20 protein-coding genes are annotated in these 19,064 nt (G+C 46.2%); 12 read left to right on the forward strand and 8 right to left on the reverse strand.

Annotation, left to right across the window (positions count from 1 at the left end):
- The first annotated feature begins 55 nt into the window (after positions 1 to 55).
- The 7 genes from Q4592_RS12425 to Q4592_RS12455 all read left to right on the forward strand — a co-directional run bounded on the left by Q4592_RS12425 (position 56) and on the right by Q4592_RS12455 (position 5,262).
- Positions 56 to 772, forward strand: a complete 717-nt coding sequence (locus Q4592_RS12425) for an ABC transporter substrate-binding protein (protein WP_303513426.1) — start codon at positions 56 to 58, stop codon at positions 770 to 772.
- A gap of 84 nt (positions 773 to 856) precedes the next feature.
- Positions 857 to 1,675: a DUF2797 domain-containing protein gene (locus tag Q4592_RS12430; RefSeq protein WP_303513430.1), complete on the forward strand. Its 819-nt coding sequence runs from the start codon at positions 857 to 859 to the stop codon at positions 1,673 to 1,675.
- A gap of 42 nt (positions 1,676 to 1,717) precedes the next feature.
- Positions 1,718 to 2,002 (forward strand): hypothetical protein, encoded by a 285-nt coding sequence (locus tag Q4592_RS12435; RefSeq protein ID WP_303513432.1) that lies wholly within the window; start codon positions 1,718 to 1,720, stop codon positions 2,000 to 2,002.
- 45 nt (positions 2,003 to 2,047) lie between these two features.
- Entirely contained in the window at positions 2,048 to 2,839 is a 792-nt protein-coding gene (locus Q4592_RS12440) for a DUF2796 domain-containing protein (RefSeq protein ID WP_303513434.1), read from the forward strand.
- A 1-nt stretch (position 2,840) separates the two neighbouring features.
- Complete coding sequence (locus tag Q4592_RS12445) at positions 2,841 to 3,557, forward strand: ABC transporter ATP-binding protein (RefSeq protein WP_303513436.1); 717 nt, start codon at positions 2,841 to 2,843, stop codon at positions 3,555 to 3,557.
- Positions 3,544 to 4,770 carry an ABC transporter permease gene (locus Q4592_RS12450; protein WP_303513439.1) on the forward strand — a complete coding sequence of 409 codons (1,227 nt, stop codon included), beginning with the start codon at positions 3,544 to 3,546 and terminating at the stop codon, positions 4,768 to 4,770. The genes Q4592_RS12445 and Q4592_RS12450 overlap by 14 nt, the downstream gene beginning before the upstream one ends.
- A gap of 12 nt (positions 4,771 to 4,782) precedes the next feature.
- Entirely contained in the window at positions 4,783 to 5,262 is a 480-nt protein-coding gene (locus Q4592_RS12455; RefSeq protein WP_137674443.1) for a DUF3299 domain-containing protein, read from the forward strand.
- On the opposite strand, the gene Q4592_RS12460 is transcribed toward Q4592_RS12455, so the two are convergent.
- Together Q4592_RS12460 and Q4592_RS12465 are read right to left on the reverse strand one after the other, a co-directional pair.
- The gene (locus Q4592_RS12460) at positions 5,259 to 5,504 is read right to left on the reverse strand and encodes a DUF6868 family protein (protein WP_137674444.1); all 246 of its coding nucleotides are present in this window, start codon (positions 5,502 to 5,504) and stop codon (positions 5,259 to 5,261) included. The genes Q4592_RS12455 and Q4592_RS12460 overlap by 4 nt on opposite strands.
- Positions 5,505 to 5,575: 71 nt before the next feature.
- Positions 5,576 to 6,535: a DUF2914 domain-containing protein gene (locus tag Q4592_RS12465; protein ID WP_303513444.1), complete on the reverse strand. Its 960-nt coding sequence runs from the start codon at positions 6,533 to 6,535 to the stop codon at positions 5,576 to 5,578.
- A 329-nt stretch (positions 6,536 to 6,864) separates the two neighbouring features.
- Between Q4592_RS12465 and Q4592_RS12470 the strand changes: the two genes are divergently transcribed.
- The gene (locus Q4592_RS12470) at positions 6,865 to 7,608 is read left to right on the forward strand and encodes a gamma-glutamyl-gamma-aminobutyrate hydrolase family protein (protein WP_303513447.1); all 744 of its coding nucleotides are present in this window, start codon (positions 6,865 to 6,867) and stop codon (positions 7,606 to 7,608) included.
- Between the two features lie 20 nt (positions 7,609 to 7,628).
- Positions 7,629 to 8,906, forward strand: coding sequence for an FAD-binding oxidoreductase (locus Q4592_RS12475; RefSeq protein WP_303513450.1), 1,278 nt, complete (start codon positions 7,629 to 7,631; stop codon positions 8,904 to 8,906).
- 85 nt (positions 8,907 to 8,991) lie between these two features.
- Here Q4592_RS12475 and Q4592_RS12480 read toward each other — a convergent pair whose 3' ends face one another.
- On the reverse strand, positions 8,992 to 10,008 hold the full coding sequence (locus Q4592_RS12480) for a substrate-binding domain-containing protein (RefSeq protein WP_137674448.1): 1,017 nt from the start codon (positions 10,006 to 10,008) through the stop codon (positions 8,992 to 8,994).
- Positions 10,009 to 10,292: 284 nt separating this feature from the next.
- Between Q4592_RS12480 and hemB the strand changes: the two genes are divergently transcribed.
- Together hemB and Q4592_RS12490 are read left to right on the forward strand one after the other, a co-directional pair.
- On the forward strand, positions 10,293 to 11,324 hold the full coding sequence (gene hemB, locus Q4592_RS12485) for a porphobilinogen synthase (protein ID WP_303513454.1): 1,032 nt from the start codon (positions 10,293 to 10,295) through the stop codon (positions 11,322 to 11,324).
- Between the two features lie 40 nt (positions 11,325 to 11,364).
- Positions 11,365 to 12,657, forward strand: a complete 1,293-nt coding sequence (locus tag Q4592_RS12490; protein WP_303513457.1) for a hypothetical protein — start codon at positions 11,365 to 11,367, stop codon at positions 12,655 to 12,657.
- Positions 12,658 to 12,693: 36 nt separating this feature from the next.
- Here the strand turns inward: Q4592_RS12490 and Q4592_RS12495 are convergent, their stop codons facing one another.
- The 4 genes from Q4592_RS12495 to purE form a co-directional block, all read right to left on the reverse strand.
- A complete protein-coding gene (locus Q4592_RS12495; RefSeq protein WP_303513460.1) occupies positions 12,694 to 13,593 on the reverse strand; it encodes a DMT family transporter in 900 nt (299 codons plus the stop codon).
- Between the two features lie 49 nt (positions 13,594 to 13,642).
- Positions 13,643 to 14,716, reverse strand: a complete 1,074-nt coding sequence (locus Q4592_RS12500; protein ID WP_303513463.1) for a GGDEF domain-containing protein — start codon at positions 14,714 to 14,716, stop codon at positions 13,643 to 13,645.
- 145 nt (positions 14,717 to 14,861) lie between these two features.
- Positions 14,862 to 15,938, reverse strand: a complete 1,077-nt coding sequence (gene purK / locus Q4592_RS12505; protein ID WP_303513465.1) for a 5-(carboxyamino)imidazole ribonucleotide synthase — start codon at positions 15,936 to 15,938, stop codon at positions 14,862 to 14,864.
- Between the two features lie 14 nt (positions 15,939 to 15,952).
- Positions 15,953 to 16,450: a 5-(carboxyamino)imidazole ribonucleotide mutase gene (gene purE / locus Q4592_RS12510; protein WP_137674453.1), complete on the reverse strand. Its 498-nt coding sequence runs from the start codon at positions 16,448 to 16,450 to the stop codon at positions 15,953 to 15,955.
- Between the two features lie 308 nt (positions 16,451 to 16,758).
- Here purE and Q4592_RS12515 point away from each other — a divergent pair, with 308 nt between their 5' ends.
- Complete coding sequence (locus Q4592_RS12515) at positions 16,759 to 17,553, forward strand: hypothetical protein (protein WP_303513510.1); 795 nt, start codon at positions 16,759 to 16,761, stop codon at positions 17,551 to 17,553.
- Between the two features lie 4 nt (positions 17,554 to 17,557).
- On the opposite strand, the gene gppA is transcribed toward Q4592_RS12515, so the two are convergent.
- Entirely contained in the window at positions 17,558 to 19,045 is a 1,488-nt protein-coding gene (gppA, locus tag Q4592_RS12520) for a guanosine-5'-triphosphate,3'-diphosphate diphosphatase (RefSeq protein ID WP_303513513.1), read from the reverse strand.
- Between the last annotated feature and the right edge of the window lie 19 nt (positions 19,046 to 19,064).

The following is a 19,064-nucleotide window of genomic DNA, read 5'->3' on the forward strand; positions in this document are numbered from 1 at the left end:
TACGGCGTCAATTCGGCTATGCTTATTAATACCTATTGATAAGCATGGACGGCTTATGCCGCGATTATCCATTTTTTTATTGTTGTGCAATACGCCCTTTGTCGCGGCTAGCAATATCAACATCGCCACCGACTTTTGGGAAGATTTCAGTAATCGAAATGGCACCGGCTATTACTTTTCATTAGTCGAACGTATTTTCCCCGACTACAGCTATACCGCCCACTTTATGCCCTACCCACGTAGCTTGGCCATGTTAGAAAAGCAGCAGGTTGATCTTGTTTTTGGTGCTTCAGCCGATGAGTTCGATAAGGCCAATTGTTCACAATACTTAATTGAGCGCGATGTTACCGATATGCTGGTTTCAGCCACATTTGCTAATAGCTATCAATCAAGCGACGATTTAGTGGGGAAGCGTGTAGTGTCTCACCTTGGTTACGATTGGGCTGACTCTTTGCCAGAAGGGACAAGCTACGATGAATACTCTGATTTAAGCCAAATGATTAAATTACTTAAAGTTGGCCGTGTAGATGCGATCTTGGATTATCGAGATGATGTTGAGGCATTACTAGATAGCTCTCCGTCACTGAAAGGGGACTTTGCATTTATCGATAGTGTGTTTGGCTATGGCACTACTTTTTGTTTTTCTGCCACTGAAAAAGGCGCAATGTTATTAAATCAATTTGACCAAGCCATGCCGCTGCTTATTGAAAGCGGCGAGCTGCATCAAATAATGATGGACCAAACCAGCAGTGACGAAGACTATCCCTACTAAAATAATGCTTATGTTGAAGCTTGGACGCCGCTGAGCTTTGCTTTACACTGCTCTGCTAAATAGTTATTCAAAGAGTAGAGTAAGATGCAGGGTCATTTATCTAAAATGCGCGCCGAACTGGCCGAGCAAGTACAATATTATTTGCCGGTAGGTGAACAAGAGCTGCACCTTAACCCCCTGATCGGACAATCTTTCGCCTTTGAATTTACCGGTAACATTCATTGCCGAAACTGCGGTAAAGCCACCAAAAAGAGTTATTCGCAAGGCCATTGTTTTGTTTGTATGCGCAAACTAGCGAGCTGCGATATGTGCATTATGAAACCCGAAACTTGCCACTATAGTGAAGGAACATGCCGTGAGCCCGAGTGGGGCGAAACCAACTGTATGATTCCGCATTATGTTTATTTAGCGAATACTTCCGGTTTAAAGGTGGGTATTACTCGCCATACTCAAATTCCTACCCGTTGGATTGACCAAGGTGCTACTCAAGCGTTGCCTATCTTTGAAGTGGCAACACGCCAATTGTCTGGTTTAGTGGAGATTGAGTTAGCTAAATTGGTGGCCGATAAAACCAACTGGCGGGCGATGTTAAAAGGCGACGCGATTGAATTAGATTTAGTGGCCGAGCGAGAACGATTGTTGCCACAAATTGGTGATGCCTTAGCGGAACTCGCAGAACGTTTTGGCTTAGATTCAATTACCGCATTGCCCGACGAGGCGGTGGTAGACTTGCACTTTCCAGTTGAACAATACCCAAGCAAAATTAGTAGCTTTAACTTAGATAAAAATCCTTTAGTAGAAGGTGAGTTACAAGGTATTAAAGGCCAATACTTAATTTTTAACAATGGTGTGATAAACATACGTAAATTTGGCTCTTATGAAGTAAAACTGCTTGAATCCTAGTTAGGATTAGTTGTTTAAGAAGTACACACAAGGTAGCTGATAATGTTAAATCCTCGCCGGCAACAAGGCATAACTTGGATACTGATTTTTTCAGTATTTGCCTTTGCCTTGGCGTGGGGCGAGCATCAGGCAGAGCGTTTAGACCCAGATCATTCAGAGCTCCATTGCCAGCTGTGTTTTAACTTAGAAAAACTCGCTACCGCCTTGGTGAGTAGCGCCTTAGTGATTGCGTCGTTAATGATTGCGCGGTCTTTTATTGCCGTTAATTACGCTTTTAAAAATGCCCATAGTCTAGCGGCTAGCGCGCGCTCGCCTCCTCCCAGTTAACTAAATCTATATTCTTTTATTTTTAGCTAACAATGGATACCTATAATGACCTTTAAGCCTTTAATTGCGGCCAGCTTTGGCCTGCTTAGTAGTGCAGCATTTGCACAATCCGCTCACCAACACGGCGTAGCCGAGTTATTTTTTGCTGCCGCTGGTGAAGAGTTGGAAATTGAAATTCTCTCACCTGCCGACAACTTTTTAGGCTTTGAACACGCGCCTGCCAACGAGCAACAACATCAGATATTGGATGATGCAAAAAAGCAGGCTGCTCAAGCCATGCAGTTGTTTGTATTTAATGGCGGCCAATGTGAGTTGGAAAAAGTTGGCCAACATTGGGGTGACTTAGATCAAGAAGACGAACATCATGATGAGCATGCTCACGACAAGTATGATGAGCACAAAGACCATGACGATCATACTCACGACAAGCATGACGAACACAAAGACCATGACGACCATGCTCACGACAAGCATGATGAACACAAAGACCATGACGACCATGCTCACGAGAAGCATGATGAGCACAAAGACCATGACGATCATGCTCACGACAAGCATGATGAACACAAAGATCATGACGACCATGCTCATGAAAGCCATGATGAGCACAAAAATCATGATGACCATGACCATGAAGCGCATGGCGAGCATGCTGGCCATTCAGACGTGCGCCTTACCTATCACTTCCACTGTCATGAGTTAGCTGAGTTAAGCAGCTTCGATTTACAGTTGTTTAACTACTTCCCTCGTATGCAGAAAATTCAGGTGCAGGGAGCGAGTGATCGCGGGCAAGTAGCAATAGAAGCCACACCAACGCAAAACAAGGTAAAACTATAGTATGAGCCACTCTGCTTCTCTTTTACGTTTAGATGAAGTGGTGTTTGCGTGGCCGGGTGAACAACACCCGGCTATTCACATTCCTCATTTAAACATATCGGCAGCTAGTCACACTTTTATTCATGGGCCAAGTGGTTGTGGTAAATCAACTTTGCTCAGTTTAATCGCGGGAGTGATTAGTCCACAGCAGGGTTGCTTAACGTTTATGGGAAAAGACTGCGCAAGCCTGCGTGCTGCTCAGCGAGATCAATTGAGAGCAGATAATATTGGCTATGTTTTTCAGCAGTTTAACTTGTTGCCTTATTTGTCTGTGGTAGAGAATGTGGCGCTAGCTTGTCAGTTCTCCAAAGTGCGCAAACAGCGAGCGTTGAGCCGTTCAGCCACGGTATTAGAAGAAGCGCGTCGCTTGTTGGCGCATTTACAGCTGCCCGATAAGCAGCTAGAGCAACCCGTCGGTCAGCTAAGTATTGGCCAGCAACAAAGGGTGGCGGCTGCGCGTGCAATGATCGGCTCACCGGCACTCATTATTGCTGATGAACCCACTTCTGCTTTGGATAAAACCAACCGTGAACATTTCATGAACTTACTCATGGCAGAATTAAGCCACTGCGATAGCAGCTTGTTGTTAGTAAGCCACGACCATGAGTTGGCCGAACGTTTTGAGCAAGTGGTGGATTTACCTGAGTTAAATTTAGGAGGCCAAAATGAGCTTGCTTAAATTAGCCGGACACAGTTTGTGGGCAAGGCGCGGTACTGCCTTACTCAGTTTGTTTACCATTGCCTTGAGTGTGGCTTTGTTACTCGGTGTTGAAAATCTGCGTACTCAAGCTAAATCGAGCTTTGCCTCTACCATTTCGGGGACCGATCTTATTGTAGGCGCTCGCAGTGGGCCAACTCAATTATTGCTGTATTCGGTGTTTCGTATTGGTAACGCGACGAACAATATTTCATGGGATAGCTATCAAGAGATTGCCGGTCAGAAATCGGTTAAGTGGTCTATTCCTATTTCCTTGGGGGATTCGCACCGAGGCTACCGAGTCATGGGCACCACCAATAGCTTTTTTGAGCACTATCAATATGCCAATAAGCAGCCGTTACGCTTTGCTCAAGGCGAAGCCTTGAACGAAACGTTTGAAGTGGTGCTGGGTGCAGAGGTGGCTCGAAAACTCGGTTATAGCTTGGGCGACAAAATTGTAGTTGCACATGGCATTGCCGCCGTTAGCTTTGTTAATCACGATCAATATCCTTTTGTGGTGAGTGGCATACTTAAACCTACCGGTACACCAGTAGATCGCACCGTGATAACCTTGCTGGCCGGTATTGAGGCGATTCACCTAGCGCCGCAGGCCACCCCATATAGCGAGCAACAACTTACTCCCTCTAGCATTACGGCGATGATGTTAGGCACTCAATCTAAGCTTCAGATATTTAATCTGCAGCGACAAATAAACCAATATAAAGGCGAAGCTCTATTAGCGATTTTGCCTGGTGTTGCCCTACAAGAGTTATGGGGAATCTTGAGCATTGCCGAAAGCGCGCTATTGGCGGTGTCGATTTGTGTTGTGATCACTGGTTTAATGAGCATGTTAACCACTCTTATGGTGAGCCTAAAAGAGCGTCGCCGCGAGATGGCAATATTACGCTCTGTGGGGGCTAAACCTCGGCATATCTTTGGTTTGCTGTTGATTGAGGCGTTGCTATTGAGTGGGCTGGGGGCAATATTTGGCCTTGCCAGTATGTACCTCATTTTGGGAGCGGCTAAGCCTCTTCTGCTTAATCAATTTGGCTTTTACTTAACACTTGCTTGGCCAACGTTAGAACAATGGTATTTGCTGTTGGCGGTAGTGGTTGTTGGCTTTATTGCTGGTGTATTGCCTGCATGGCGTGCTTATCGTTACTCCCTGAGTGACGGCATGAGCATTAAGATTTAATAAGGAAAAATAATGAAACTTGCTTATTACCTAGTTGGTTTATTGATGCTCAGCCTACCTGTTCAGGCTGATGGCATTGACGTGTGGGATCAGCTATTACCGGAAAGCGAACGACAAATGGCACTGCCAGAGGTGGACCACAATGCGCCAATGGATCAAGCGGGTCAGCAAAACTTAAATGTGAGTGTGAATAAAGAGCTGGACGGCAAACCTATTCGCATTCCTGGCTTTATTGTGCCACTGGATAGCGAAGGGGAGCTAGTGACTGAATTTTTGCTAGTGCCTTACTTTGGCGCATGTTTGCATTACCCGCCACCGCCGCCTAATCAGATCGTTTACGTTACCTATAAACAAGGTTTGCAGTTAGAAGATTTGTGGGAACCAGTATGGGTAGAGGGTACCATTAATACCCAAATTCAAGATGTAGAAGGTGTGGCTACGGTGGGCTATTCAATTACTGAGCCGCAATCGATAGTGCTGTATACCGACTAATCTAACACTATACCTAGGGCGATATAAGGCACAATGTAAAAGGCAATAATGGCCGTTTTATAGAGTGCCAAGCCCAAGTAGTGAAAACGGTCAAACTTTTCTACGCTAAGATTAAACCATTTGGAATGCAGCTTGTACGTCCAGTCGTGGGCAAGAGTTAAAAAGGCGAACCAATAGAGCAATACCGCTACATTAATCAATGCGCCCCAACCTAGCGCACTGCGAATCAATTCAAGTTCCATGGCTCACCCTATTGTGCTTCAACACTAGTGTTCAATTTACCACGACTACGCGGCGCTGCAAGTGACTAGGCTTACTCCACAACAAAGTTCTGTTCAAAAATTAGCTGTTGTTGCTGATTGAAAATGGCTACTCGCCAATGGCCACGGCTATGCTTATCAAATTGCTTACTGGAATTTGTGCGCCAACGTTGCCCACCAATGGCCAAATCTACGCTGGCACGCAAGCGTTCATCTTGGTACCAATGCACTTGAATCTGTTGGTCTTGCATGTTGCGTAGCTCGCTAAATAAGTAGATTTTGCTTTGTTGGTCTAGCTTCACCACCGTGAGGGAATCTACAGGTTCGCGTTGCTTTATTGCGCTAGTTAATTGCGCGCGAGGTAGCTGTTCAGTAAGCCAGTTTGCTTGCTCTGCAGTGGTGACCGGCTGTTCGCTTAATGCTGGGGTTGCAGGCTCTGCTGATGCCGTTACGGGGTGTTGAGGCTCGTCCGTTATCGCTTCGTTTGCTAAGGCTTCGTCAGTTCGAAGATTTAACTCATTTTCTGTTTCTGCGCTAGTCGAAGTTGCCGGCTCTAATTCGACTATTGCTTGTATAGCGGGCTGCTCAATATTGTTCGCGCTGAGGGTGTCATTTGGCTGCTGCGCTGCTGTTTGTTTTTCTGCAGCCTGCTCTATTTCGCTTGTCTGTACTGTTTGTTTACCCTGAGCATCTATCAGAATCTCAGTGTTCGTTTCGGGCTCTTGTTTAGGCTGTGTTGCTTCACTATCCAGGTTCTCGGTGGTTACTGTTTCGGCTAAATGTACTTGCTCGCTGCTGGCAATTTGGGCAGCAAGAGCATTAGAAGGCGCTGGCCAAAATTGCGCGATTAAGCCACCGACAAGCAGTAATAAAAAAAGTACGGCGGCGACAATCTTGCGAATGTCGAAAGGAGGTTTAGGTGCTAAAACCTTATCAATGCTGTTTTGTTGTGCGTTCGGCGCGGCAATGGGCGCCGAATTGAGTTGGATTTTAATGCTTACGTGTTCGGCCATGATTGAGGGTGAGCCCCATACTCCTTAATTGTTGCCGGGCAATTTTACCTATTAAGCTACTGGGCTGCCATTGATTTACTCGATTCCTGCTAAGCGGCAGTGAAATAGCGAATGCATTAATGAACAAGCTGTTCAGTATAAGCGCAGTCTTTTTCTAGCTGGTGGCATGATCAAATGCTGATTAAAGACGCAACTCATTCGCCTTACTCGTGTTTTGTCTGGTTTGTTTGATTGCCTAAAACTCATGGTGTTAAATATAATTTACATTGGCTGAATTGTATGCCACTTTAACCCTAAGCTGAATAGGCTATGTTTGAGGGAGTATATTGATGACAAAAAGCCAAAAGCAACCATTGATAGGTATCATCACCTGCCATAAGCCACTGGGGCTTTATCAGGTACAAAGTGTTAATGAGTTTTATCTGAACGCTTTGGCTGAATATGGCGCGAGCCCAGTGATTTTACCGCATCAACTAACAGGAGAAGCGCTGCATTCGCTATTAGCGCAATTGGATGGTGTATTGCTCACCGGCAGCCATTCTAATGTGCATCCACAGTTGTATGGTGCGACTCACCAAGAACCGCGTTTAGATGGCGGTAGAGATAGATTAGCTTTTGCTATTATCGAATATTCTAAACAGCATGCTCTTCCAGTATTGGGTATTTGCCGGGGCTTTCAAGAGATGAACGTAGCGCTTGGCGGCAGTTTGCACCACAAGGTTTATCAATTAGCGGGAGCGATTGAGCATAGAGAGCCCGAGAGCGAAAACTTTTCAATAAAATACGCTGACCAGCACTCACTTAGGCTTGCCGAAGACAGTTGGTTGGCTGGTTGGCTTGATTGCCAGAGCATTGAGGTGAACTCTTTGCATAACCAAGGTGTAAATCGCTTAGCAGATTCATTGATTGTAGAGGCGCAGGCGGAAGACGGCTTGGTGGAAGCTTATCGGCTGGCTCAGCATCCTTTCTTTTATGCGGTGCAGTGGCACCCTGAATGGCAAGCCACTCGCAACCCGATTTCGCAGGCCATTTTTACCCAGTTTGTTAAAGCGGCTAGCTTACACCAGCAATAGAGTGTCGTTAAGGAGTCAACATGCTTAACCATACCGCTTCGTATTATGCCGCCAGTGCCAACAATACGCGCCAGTTTCCTCAGCTACAGCAGCATATCCGTTGCGATGTTTGTATTATTGGTGCCGGCTTTAGTGGCTTATCATCGGCGCTGCATTTAGCCGAAAAAGGCTTTCATGTAGTAATACTGGAAAGTGTCAAAGTAGGCTTTGGAGCTACTGGGCGAAATGGCGGACAAATCGTCAATAGCTACAGTCGAGACGTTGATGTCATCGAGCAGCGTTACGATAAAAATACAGCGCAAGCGCTTAATGAAATGATCTTTGAGGGCGGCGAGATTATTCGCTCACGAATTGCCGATTACCATATTGAGTGTGACTACCAGCAAGGTGGGGTATTTGCGGCATATAATGCCAAGCAACTGAAAGGCTTAGCTGAACAAAAAGCGAACTGGGAGCGCTTTGGTAATCATCAACTTGAGTTATTAGACAAAGCGCAGTTAGCGAAAGTTGTTGGCACTCAAGCATACCAAGGTGGCTTGTTAGACATGAAAGGCGGGCATATTCATTCGCTTAACTTAGCCTTAGGAGAGGCAGAAGCGATTTTGTCCTTAGGTGGAGAAATTTACGAGCAGTCTGCAGTGCTTGATTACCAAGCTGGTGAACCAGCTAAAGTGACCACCGAGCATGGCAGCGTAGCGGCTAACTATTTGCTGTTTGCTGGAAACGCGTATTTGGGCGAGCTAGAACCTAAGCTAAGTGACAAAGCCATTCGTTGTGGTACTCAAGTGGTGGCTACAGAGCCGCTAAGTGATGATTTATGTGAGCAGTTGCTACCTCAAAACTATTGCGTAGAAGATTGTAATTACCTGTTGGATTATTATCGAATTAGTGGCGATAAGCGCTTATTGTTTGGTGGTGGCGTGGTCTACGGGGCGAAGCCTTTGGCCTCAATTGAAAAACAAATTAGACCCAAATTTGAGGCTTTATTTCCGCAGTTAACGGGCGTAAATATCGATTATGCATGGACCGGTAACTTTTTGCTTACCTATTCACGAATGCCGCAGTTTGGCCGCCTAGATAGCAATATTTATTACCTGCAGGGTTATAGTGGTCACGGCTTAACTTGTACCCATTTAGCGGGAAAATTGCTGGCAGAGGTATTAAGTGAGCAATCGCAACGTTTTGACGTATTTGCCTCGCTTAATCATTACCGCTTTCCAGGAGGGCGACACCTGCAAGTGCCTTTTACCGCCTTAGGTGCGGTGTATTACAACCTGTGTGATAAGTTGGGAATATAAGGTATGAGCGATTTCGTTTTTACAGCGATGTAGCACCGAGCCAAAGACTCGATACGACATGGTATTGCCTTGCGTGCTGTAAGCGCTAAGTGGCGTTTTGGAGTTGCTTGTGTACCGCTACAGAGTCGCGTTTTACCAGGGTTGGTACGTATTTATGAATGGGCGCTACGGGCTCTCCAGCGGCTAAGGCTAAAGACATTTCAGCAGCTTCCATCGCCATCATCTCAATGGGGTAACGCATGGTGGTGAGTTTTGGCCGTAAATAGCGTGATAGCAGCACGTCATCAAAACCAATGACCGATACATCTTCAGGGACTCGATAACCGTTATCGCACAATACAGTGATAGCCCCAGACGCCATTGAATCGTTGTAAACAATCAAGGCTGAAAAGTCTAAACCACGTGCCAATAAATTTTGTGCAGCAATTTCGCCGCCAATTTCATTGGGATCTGATGATGCAATAGCGTGTTCCGATAACGGCATACCATGCTCACTTAAAGCCGCCTTTGCGCCTTGTAAGCGTAAGCGTGGATCTTCGATGTCGTAGTTGCTGGTAATGCAGGCAATGTTTTCGTGGCCTTGTGCTAGCAAGTGCCTAGCGGCTGCTTCGCCACCAGCTTGGTTGTCTAACCACACACAGCGATGAGCTATTTCTGGAATATAACGGTTAATCAGTACCATTGCCGGTACAGCTTCTGCGTAGTCAATTAAGGCTTGATTACTCAAGGCCTTAGAATGCACAACGAGAGCTTGGCAGCGCTGTTCCAACAAGGTTTCAATTGCGCGTTTTTCGCTCTCGGCACTCACTAAGCCGTTGCTAATGAGCAACTGAATGTTGTTATTGCGAGTGACCTTTTCAACGCCGCCAGCCAGAGTGGCAAAAAACGGGTCGGTCAATTCGCTAAATACTAAACCAAGAGTAGGATTGGTTTGAGTGACTAAGGCTCGCGCATTGGCGTTGGGGCGATAACCCAATTCTAGCATCACCTTTTTAACTAAATCACGGTTTTTGGCGCTAACCTTAGGACCATTGTTTACCACGCGTGATACGGTGGCGACAGAAACACCGGCGGCAGCTGCTACGTCTTTAATTGTGGCCATTTATTCTCCAAAAACTAATCGATTCATGACTTGGTTAGCTTACCTAAAGTAAGGTATAGAACCTGCGTCACTCACTGTGACATTACGCCATGTTGTATCACTAATTTAACAAATGTCAGCTAAATGTGGAAACGTTTTCCTTGGCAGTTGGCGCTTATCCCTGATATTGGGCGTTTTAGCTTACATTCCATGAGCGACTTGCAGCTGTTTGATAAGAGTTAAGAAAGTTGTTAGCTACGCTTGCCGAGCAAGCCATAGCCGCTTAAAGTAGCGCTAGATGTACAATGCTAAATTTTAAGGAGCGCCGAGTGAGCGTATCAAGAGTTTTCCCTGCAACCCGTATGCGTCGTATTCGTCGCCATGATTTTTCTCGTCGCTTGGCCTGTGAAAATCAGCTTAGCGTTGATGATCTGATTTATCCGATGTTTGTTATTGAAGGCGAAAATAAGACCGAGAACATTGCATCGATGCCGGGTATTCAGCGTTTTAGTATCGATTTATTACTAAAAGAAGCAGAGCAATTGGTTGCCTTAGGTGTGCCAATGATCGCTTTATTCCCGGTAACACCTTTAGACCAAAAGTCATTGTTGGCCGAGCAAGCTTACGCTGACGATGCGTTAGCGCAACGTGCAGTGAGAGCGCTGAAACAGGCTTTCCCTGAATTGGGCATAATGACCGATGTTGCTTTAGACCCGTTCACTACCCATGGGCAAGACGGCATTATTGACGAGCAAGGTTATGTGCAGAACGACATCACCACTGAGATTTTAGTCAAACAGGCCTTATCACATGCGGCTGCTGGTGCCGATATGGTGGCTCCATCAGACATGATGGACGGGCGGATCGCCGCTATTCGTGAAGCGTTAGAAGATGCTGGTTACCATAACACCATGATTATGGCGTATTCGGCTAAATACGCCTCTAGCTATTATGGCCCGTTTCGCGACGCCGTAGGCAGTTCTGACAACTTGAAGGGCGGCAACAAAAAGACCTATCAAATGGATCCTGCAAATGGCCAAGAAGCCTTGCATGAAGTGGCTTTAGACATTGAAGAAGGCGCCGACATGGTGATGGTGAAGCCAGGCATGCCTTATTTAGACGTAGTACGCCAAGTTAAAGACACTTTTGCTGTGCCTACTTTTGCTTACCAGGTAAGTGGTGAGTACGCGATGCATAAAGCGGCAATAGACAATGGCTGGTTAGCCGAGCGACCTGTGGTATTAGAATCATTGCTCGCCTTTAAACGTGCTGGCGCTGATGGGATTTTGACTTATTTTGCCAAAGACGTTGCACAATGGTTAGCCGAAGACCAGTGACTATGTCTCTCATAAATGGCCTGAATGTGCGTAATTTCTAATGAAAAAGCTGTTAGTTTCACTCTTCGCTTTGGTGCTTATACTTTCGCTGGCAATTGCCAGCGTAGTTGTTTTAAGTGTATCTAAACAAGCCTCTATTTCTGCTCCTAGATCGGTAAGCCCGCAACAAGTGGCGGATGCTAAACAATGGCTGCAAAGTAATGTCGTCCAGTTTAGCAAGGCCCAGCAAGCAATAGATATTCAGCTAAGCCAACAGCAAATGCAGGGGCTGTTAGCCTTGGCGTCTAAAGCTTTTAGTGGCTTAAATGCTGAAGCGCATTTTGCGCCAGAGTATTTACAGCTTCAGGCAAGCGTTGCTCTCCCTAAGGGGATCTACCATGGGTATATTAACAGCCATATTACGCTGTTATCTTCTGCCGAAGGTTTGCGGTTTGGTGATTGGCAAATTGGTGGGCTACGGCTACCCGGAAGCATTGCTAAAGCATTATTAACCCGTGGTTTGGAGGCGCTGTTTCCCGAGCTTCAATTTGAAGAGTTGTTAGCTGGGCTTAGTCAGGTAGATATTGACGCTCAGCAAGTCAGCGTCAAGGTGCAACCAGTGGCCGACTTAGGTGTGCGTGTGGCTAGCGTGTATAAAAATGTTAGTCAGTGGCAAAACCCTAGTGTGAGCAAGCTGCCCGTAGACGTGTATTACCAAAAACTGCTGACACTTAGTCAACAATATGGCCAACAGCAGACTATTTCACTTTACGATTATCTTTACCCCTTAAGTTTTGACGTGGCAATGCGTGGCGAACAAGGGGAGCTGTTAACCGAGCAGCAGGCGCTAGTATGGGCTATGGCGATGTTTTTCAGCCAAGGACCTTTTCAACAGGTAATGGCCCAGCGTTTTGAGCAACAGATAAGTTTACAAGCCGCCCCGACTAATGTGACGTTAGCTGGGCGTAGAGATCTACTCTTGCACTTTGTTTATTCGGCTGGGTTGAGCATGGCTGGTGAACAAGGATTTAGTGCGTCTATTGGTGAATTTAAAGAGTTGTTTGACTCGCTCGAGGGCGGGAGCGGCTTTAGCTTTGCTGATTTGGCCGCCGATAAGGCAGGCATTATATTTGCCGAAACGGCGAAGCAAAAAAGCAAAGCAAAACAGTTTTTAACTGTGATGCGCAATGCGCGTTCCGAAGAGGCATTTTTTCCGCGAATTGATGATCTTACAGAAGGTATTAGCGAGCCTGATTTTGCTCACATCTACGGTTCAACTGATTCTGAGTTGTATCAGCAGAAGGTTTTTTTTATCGACCAGCGCATTGCTAATCTCCCGGCATTTAAGGACTAGGGTAATCACGAGTCTTTTGCTATTTACCATCAAAATTTAGGCGAAAATTAATAAAGCGCTACCCAAAACACATAAGGCAGCACTGCACCAGGCCGAGCGAGTGGGAGCTTGTTTGGTGACTATCCATAACAAAGGTAATACCAATACTGGTGAGGTAGAAGACAATAGTGCGACGACGGATACGTCGCCGTAGCGTAAAGCAAATAGCATAAGAGTCATGCCTACAGCCATGGCTAAAAAGCCATTGGCGGCAATCATCATAAAGAGTCTTGAGTTGAGAGGATTTTGGGCTCGCGCTAGTTTATTGCCGCTTAACCACAACAGCCAATGAGCAGAAAAAGCACTAAACATGCGCAAAGCGGAGCCTGCCACCGGGTCTATTTGAGAAAACTCTGGAGCACTCATTAGAGGCTTGAGCATTACCGTACCCAGGCTTTGACATAGTGCAGCAGTTAAACCTAAGGCCACTGCAATGCCTACCGGACCTGAAATCTTCTCCCAACTATGTTGGTCGGGTTTGCGGCCAAAGGCTACCGCTAAGGCTACACCCAAAAATAAGCAGCCTGCGCCTAGTAACGACCAGCCAAATAGCGCTTCATTAAAAAGCCACACTCCCAAAAACGCTGAAAAAGCCGCGTGACAAGCAAATAGTAAACTCGCGCGCCTGGGGCCAAGCCGATTCATGCAGGCAAATAAGGCGGTATCTCCAACAAACACTCCAATAAAACCAGACAAAGCAAACAGACCCGCTTGCTCTAGAGTTATCATTTGCCATTGGTTGTTGAATAAAGCTGCGCTAAGAAGCATTACGCTGACTAACCCCATACGCCAACGGCTATAAGCAAAGGCGCCAAGCTGGCGGCTAGGAGTGACCGATATTAAGCTAGTGCATGCCCATAAAGCAGCCGCCAAAAGGGCTAACCATTCGTAGTTCACAGATGAATCCTAAAGTTGGCGTTAGCAAAAACAGGGGCGTTGGTTGCGTTTAAGCGGGCATTGCTTGTGTTTGGTCGGTCCAAAATGCCACAAAGGTATTGCGCCCGTTACGTTTGGCAGCATACATGGCATTGTCGGCGTCAATCAATAGTCTGGAAAGGTCTTTTCGTTGGGTTTCAAAGGCGACACCCATGCTAATGCTGATGGCGGTATTATGTTGCTGGTGTAACCAGGCGTTATTGGCCACGTGACGGACGATTTTTCTGGCGAGGGTTTGCGCTTGCTGGCGTTTGCAATTGGGCCACAATATACAAAATTCATCGCCACCAAATCGAGCAAACTTTGCTTCTTCTGGCAACACTTGTCGCACGCAGGCTACAACATGTTTTAAGGCTTGGTCACCAGCGTGGTGGCCAAAGTGGTCGTTAATGGCTTTAAACTTATCAATATCAAAAAGCATTACTGCCATGCTGAACACCGACTCATTTTCCAATTTTAGTTGGCGCTCTAATTCGCGACGATTTAATACGTTGGTCAGAGAATCGATGCGAGCTTGTTTAGCCAAGTGCTGGTGGGCGCGCTGGGTATCAATAGAAAACAGTTTGGCCACTAGACTCAGCAATATGGCGCAGTTGATAAATACCAACGCCATTGAGCTTTGTTGCTGTTCTAGATCACTTGGAAACATTGGGGCATTTGGCCAATAAAATATGGCTAAAAAGGCCACCGAAATAAGCACCAAAATCGCATTGCGAATCGATGGTTTGTCTTGCCAGAGTAAAAAGGCCACTGGGTACAGCACAATGAGGTGGAAGAAAATTAACGATTCAATGCCAAACCAGCGTGTAGACGCGAGGGTGACGTCTAATACAAATACCGTGAGCATCCAAGCTCGAGCAAGGTCATTCTGATTTAGCCAGTTGAGTAACAGCGTAATGCAATAACCGACAATAACCATCGCGTTTACTAGCCAAAATTCAGCAACATTTATCTGGTACTCAGAGGCTTGAACAGCCACGTTGAGCATCAACAATGGTAGACCAATAACAATAAACAAATTGGTCATTCGCACTGCGTGGCGCTTTCCTTTGCGCGTGCCAATGTTGAGAATTTTATTGAGCAACCGTGATCCTTACAGCTTCTACTCTAACGAACGCTTATTTTAAAAGACTTCAAATGAAACTAATGTGAAACAGCTTAAATCGTAGCCGTTTTATAACCAACAAAATAGGCAGCGGTGTAAAGCTAGCTACACCGCTGCTGTATTACTAGTCTAGGTGCTTTATTAGCCATTCAATGGCGTCGGCATAAACCGGTGTCATTAAAGGTTCTAGCTGCGCTAGGCTTGCAAGCAGCTGACTTCTGTTGGCAATGCTAATGTTGATATGCCCTACTTTACGTCCTGGGCGTACGTCTTTGCCGTACCAAAACACTTCTATGCCAGGCACACTTAACCATTGCTTGTTAAAATCTACCCCAATAAGGTTAAGCATAACGCTTTGGGTTTTCACTAGTGGTTGTACTAAAGGTAAATCGGCCACTGCGCGAATATGTGCTTCAAATTGGCTTAAGCTTGAACCCGCTTGGGTCCAATGGCCACTATTGTGAACCCGTGGAGCAATTTCATTAATCAGCAGTTGATCGCCAACCTGGAAACACTCCATGGTCATTACACCCACATAATCGAGTCCATCCATTAGTTTACCAAGCATGGCTTCGGCTTGGCTCTGTAGCGGCGCTTTGCTGGCTACAGGAGAAACCGTGGCCAACAGAATACCTTCGTGGTGCTGGTTAATGGCTAGTGGGTAAAACGCTGTGTCGCCGTTAGCGTGGCGCATTCCAATCAGTGATACTTCTTCATCAAAATTGATGGCTTGCTCAGCAATACAATGGTCGAGCCAGTCTTGAGGAATAGCACGTTGCTCTGCGTTACCTTGCTGTTTTAGCCAGTGCTGGCCTTTACCGTCGTAACCACCAGAGCGTTGCTTTAACAACACTCGTTCGCCAAGCTCGGCAAACAAGTGCTCGGCACTGTGCTTTTGTTTAACATCTACCCAAGGCGCTGTGGCAAGGCCTAGGGAGTCGAGCAGTTTTTTCTGGCTTGCGCGGTCGGCCAATTGCGCTAGGGCTGGGCCATTTAGAAAGCGCGGGTGTTGAGTTAGTTGCTCAGTCGCCGATGTTACCGGCCAGTGCTCGCGCTCAACGGTGATGATGTCGTTGTCGGCGATAGCAAAAGTGCCTGTCTCATCGGTTTCAATTGGGCAAACTTCTATGTTGAGCGGCTGGGCAGCATGCTTCAACATGGCACCAAGTTGGCCAGCGCCTAAGATCCAAATTTTGTTCATTGTACTCACCTAACTTACTCGGCTACTCGTGGATCTGGGTGGGCTAACACGGTTTCAGTTTGCGTGGTACGAAAGTGTTCAATGCGCTCAGCTAACTCTGCATTGGTCGTCGCTAAAATCTGAGCGGCAAACAAACCTGCGTTGTAAGCACCTGCGGTGCCAATAGCCAAGGTACCAACGGCTACACCTTTAGGCATTTGGGCAATTGATAATAAACTGTCCATGCCGTTTAAAGCTTTGCTTTGAACGGGAACACCTAGCACAGGTAAGCGTGTTTTTGAGGCGACCATACCTGGTAAATGTGCTGCGCCGCCTGCGCCGCCAATAATAACCTTAATGCCGCGGTCAGCTGCGTTAGCTGAGAATTCCATAAGCTTGTCGGGAGTACGGTGAGCGCTAACCACTTCAACCTCAAATTCAACGCCTAATTGTTCTAGAACTTGGGCGGCGTTTTCCATGGTTGGCCAATCACTTTTTGAACCCATGATGATGGCAACTTGCGGTTGTGGCATTGTATTCTCCTCGACTTAAATAGCACAGTGGTAACACGTTTTTATGGCAGCCAGCGAAATGTTGACTGCTCGCGGGCGCAGTTTGCCAGCCTAGTCCGCTAAGGTCAATATTAGCGCAGTGCTAGCGAATAAAAGCATACTTTAACTAGGTTGATTGCTGTCGAACTGAACTAAATCACTAAACCTTTGAGGTATTAATTATTTTTTGTTCACTCGCTGAGCAAGAAGTAGTGATTTTGAGCTACTGTTAGAATAGTGCTTAATGCCAGTGTTAGTGATTAAGCCATCGGCCTCTAGGGAGAGACGCTATGTGGAAATTTTTGGCAGGTTTATGTTTGGTCTCTGCTCAGGCATACGCAGCTACTGTTGAATTACGCCTACCTGCATATTCAGACGATTCACACATTTATTACCATGAATTACTTGAGCAAGCGCTTATTGAAGCGGGTCATACACCGGTGATTGATGTGCCTTCATCTAATTTGCCGCAAAAGCGCGCAGAGTCGATGTTGCGTAATGGCCAACTAAGCCTTGTGTGGTTGTTGGCGTCTGAAGAACGTAATCAAGATCCAAGCTTGGTTGCTATTAATATGGGCTTAACCAACGGTTTAATTGGCCACCGCTTGTTATTGGTTCCTCGCTCTGAGGTCGATGCGTATCGTTTTGTAGGAAGCTTAGAGGAATTTAGAGATCTTAATAAAACTGGCGGTTTTGGTAAAAACTGGTTTGATGTAAAAGTTTGGCAAGCTAACCAGTTAAAAACCGTGGAAGTAGACGGAGAGTGGCGCCGTTTATACAAAATGGTGGCAAATCATAAACGAGGGATTGATTACTTCTCTAGGGGATTTACCGAGATTGTTAACGACTCTCTGCAGCACCCTTACTTAGCCATAGAGCCCTATTTAGTTTTGCAGTATCAACGTGATTTTCAGTTTTACGTGAGTAGCTCAGAGCCAGAGCTTGCGCCAATCATCGAAGAAGCCTTAAAAAAAGCAGAAGACAGCGGATTGTTAGATAAGCTCATTGAGGAGTATTGGCGAGAAGATTTCGACTTACTTAACTATCGCAAACGGGTGGTGATTGAATTAACCACTCCCAAATAGGCGTTTAACAAAGCGCCTCGATAATTGCTAGCGGAAAGCCTGCTTGGCTTTGTACTTTCGCTTCATGTTCCAACTCGGCCGCCCGCAATGGATGTTGTTCGTTCCATGTTGGCGGGAAGCATAGTTGCCAATCATTTTCAGCCTGCAGCACGGTAATTTTAGGTACGCTACCTTGAGTGCGACGCATGCATACGATAATGGCAATGCGCAGTAAGCGCGCGAGTACTAAGGCTTCGGGCTTTTTCAAAGCATGTTGCTGGGCGAGCAATTCAGCTTGCCAATCTCCTCGCTGATTTAGCAACAAACTAGAGACAAAGTGTTTTTGAGCGCTGGTAAAGCCGGGTAGGTCAGAGTGATCAATAATATAGGCAGCGTGTTGCGGCGCTTTTTTGAATTCAATGTTCAAACCTACTTCGTGGAACATTGATGCCCACTTCAACAAACTTAAGGCGCGATTGCTTAAACCGGGACTCATTTGCTGGGCCATGCCTCGCGCACATTGAGCAACTCGCTCTGCATGTTGCTTATCAATGCGATGGCGTTTTACAAAGCTCTCGGCGGTACGAGCCCTTACGCTGCTGGTTTCTTTCTGGCTTAATAAGCCGTACACCAAACCCTCGCGTAATGCTCCGCCAGCGAGGATTAAGCCTTCAATTTGTAAACTTTCGAATAGCGCAATAATGATTGCTAAACCCGACGCAAATACCGGTTTACGTTCTTCGGCTAAGCCCTGAATATCTAGTTTATCTAAGCTGCCGCAAGCGACAACTTGCTGCTGTATGGTTTTCAGCTTTGAGTAGGTGATTCGTTCGTCTAAACCTTGGGCGGTTATAATCTCTAGTAGGGCTTGAATAGTGCCCGATGCCCCTAAGCTAGATTGCCAACCGAGGCGGCGATAGTCACTGAGTACCGGATCAATGACTTGTTTGGCTGCATCGATCGCTACTTCAAAGTTAGCATCGTTTAGCCCTGTTTGGAAAAAACGCTTAAGCCAGGTTACACAACCCATATCTAAGCTGTTCAGCAATAAGGTTTCGCTTTGCTCACCCACAACTAATTCGGTGCTGGCTCCACCAATATCAATCACTAAACGCTTACCGCTACCACTACTAGTATGGGCTACACCTCGATAGATAATTTTAGCTTCGGTTTCGCCGCTAATGATGTGAATTTTGTGATTGAGGATTTTTTCGGCTTGAACTAAAAAAGCATCGGCATTAGTGGCGCGGCGCAAGGTTGCGGTGGCCACTATTTTTATTTGTGCTTCCGGAATATCTTGTAGTTGCTCGGCAAACAGGCTTAAACATTGCCAACCTCTTACCATGGCAGCATGGTCGAGTTTGTCGTTGGCATCTAAACCCGCTGCTAAACGCACTTTACGTTTCACTTTAGCAATGGTTTGCACGCTACCACTCAACTCCCGCACGATTAACATGTGGAAGCTGTTGGAACCTAAATCAATGGCTGCATAAAGGGGTGAAACTTTAGACACTGTATTCCTTGTGCTTAGT

This window comes from Agarivorans sp. 1_MG-2023 (assembly GCF_030548385.1).
In the GTDB taxonomy this organism is placed as follows: domain Bacteria; phylum Pseudomonadota; class Gammaproteobacteria; order Enterobacterales; family Celerinatantimonadaceae; genus Agarivorans.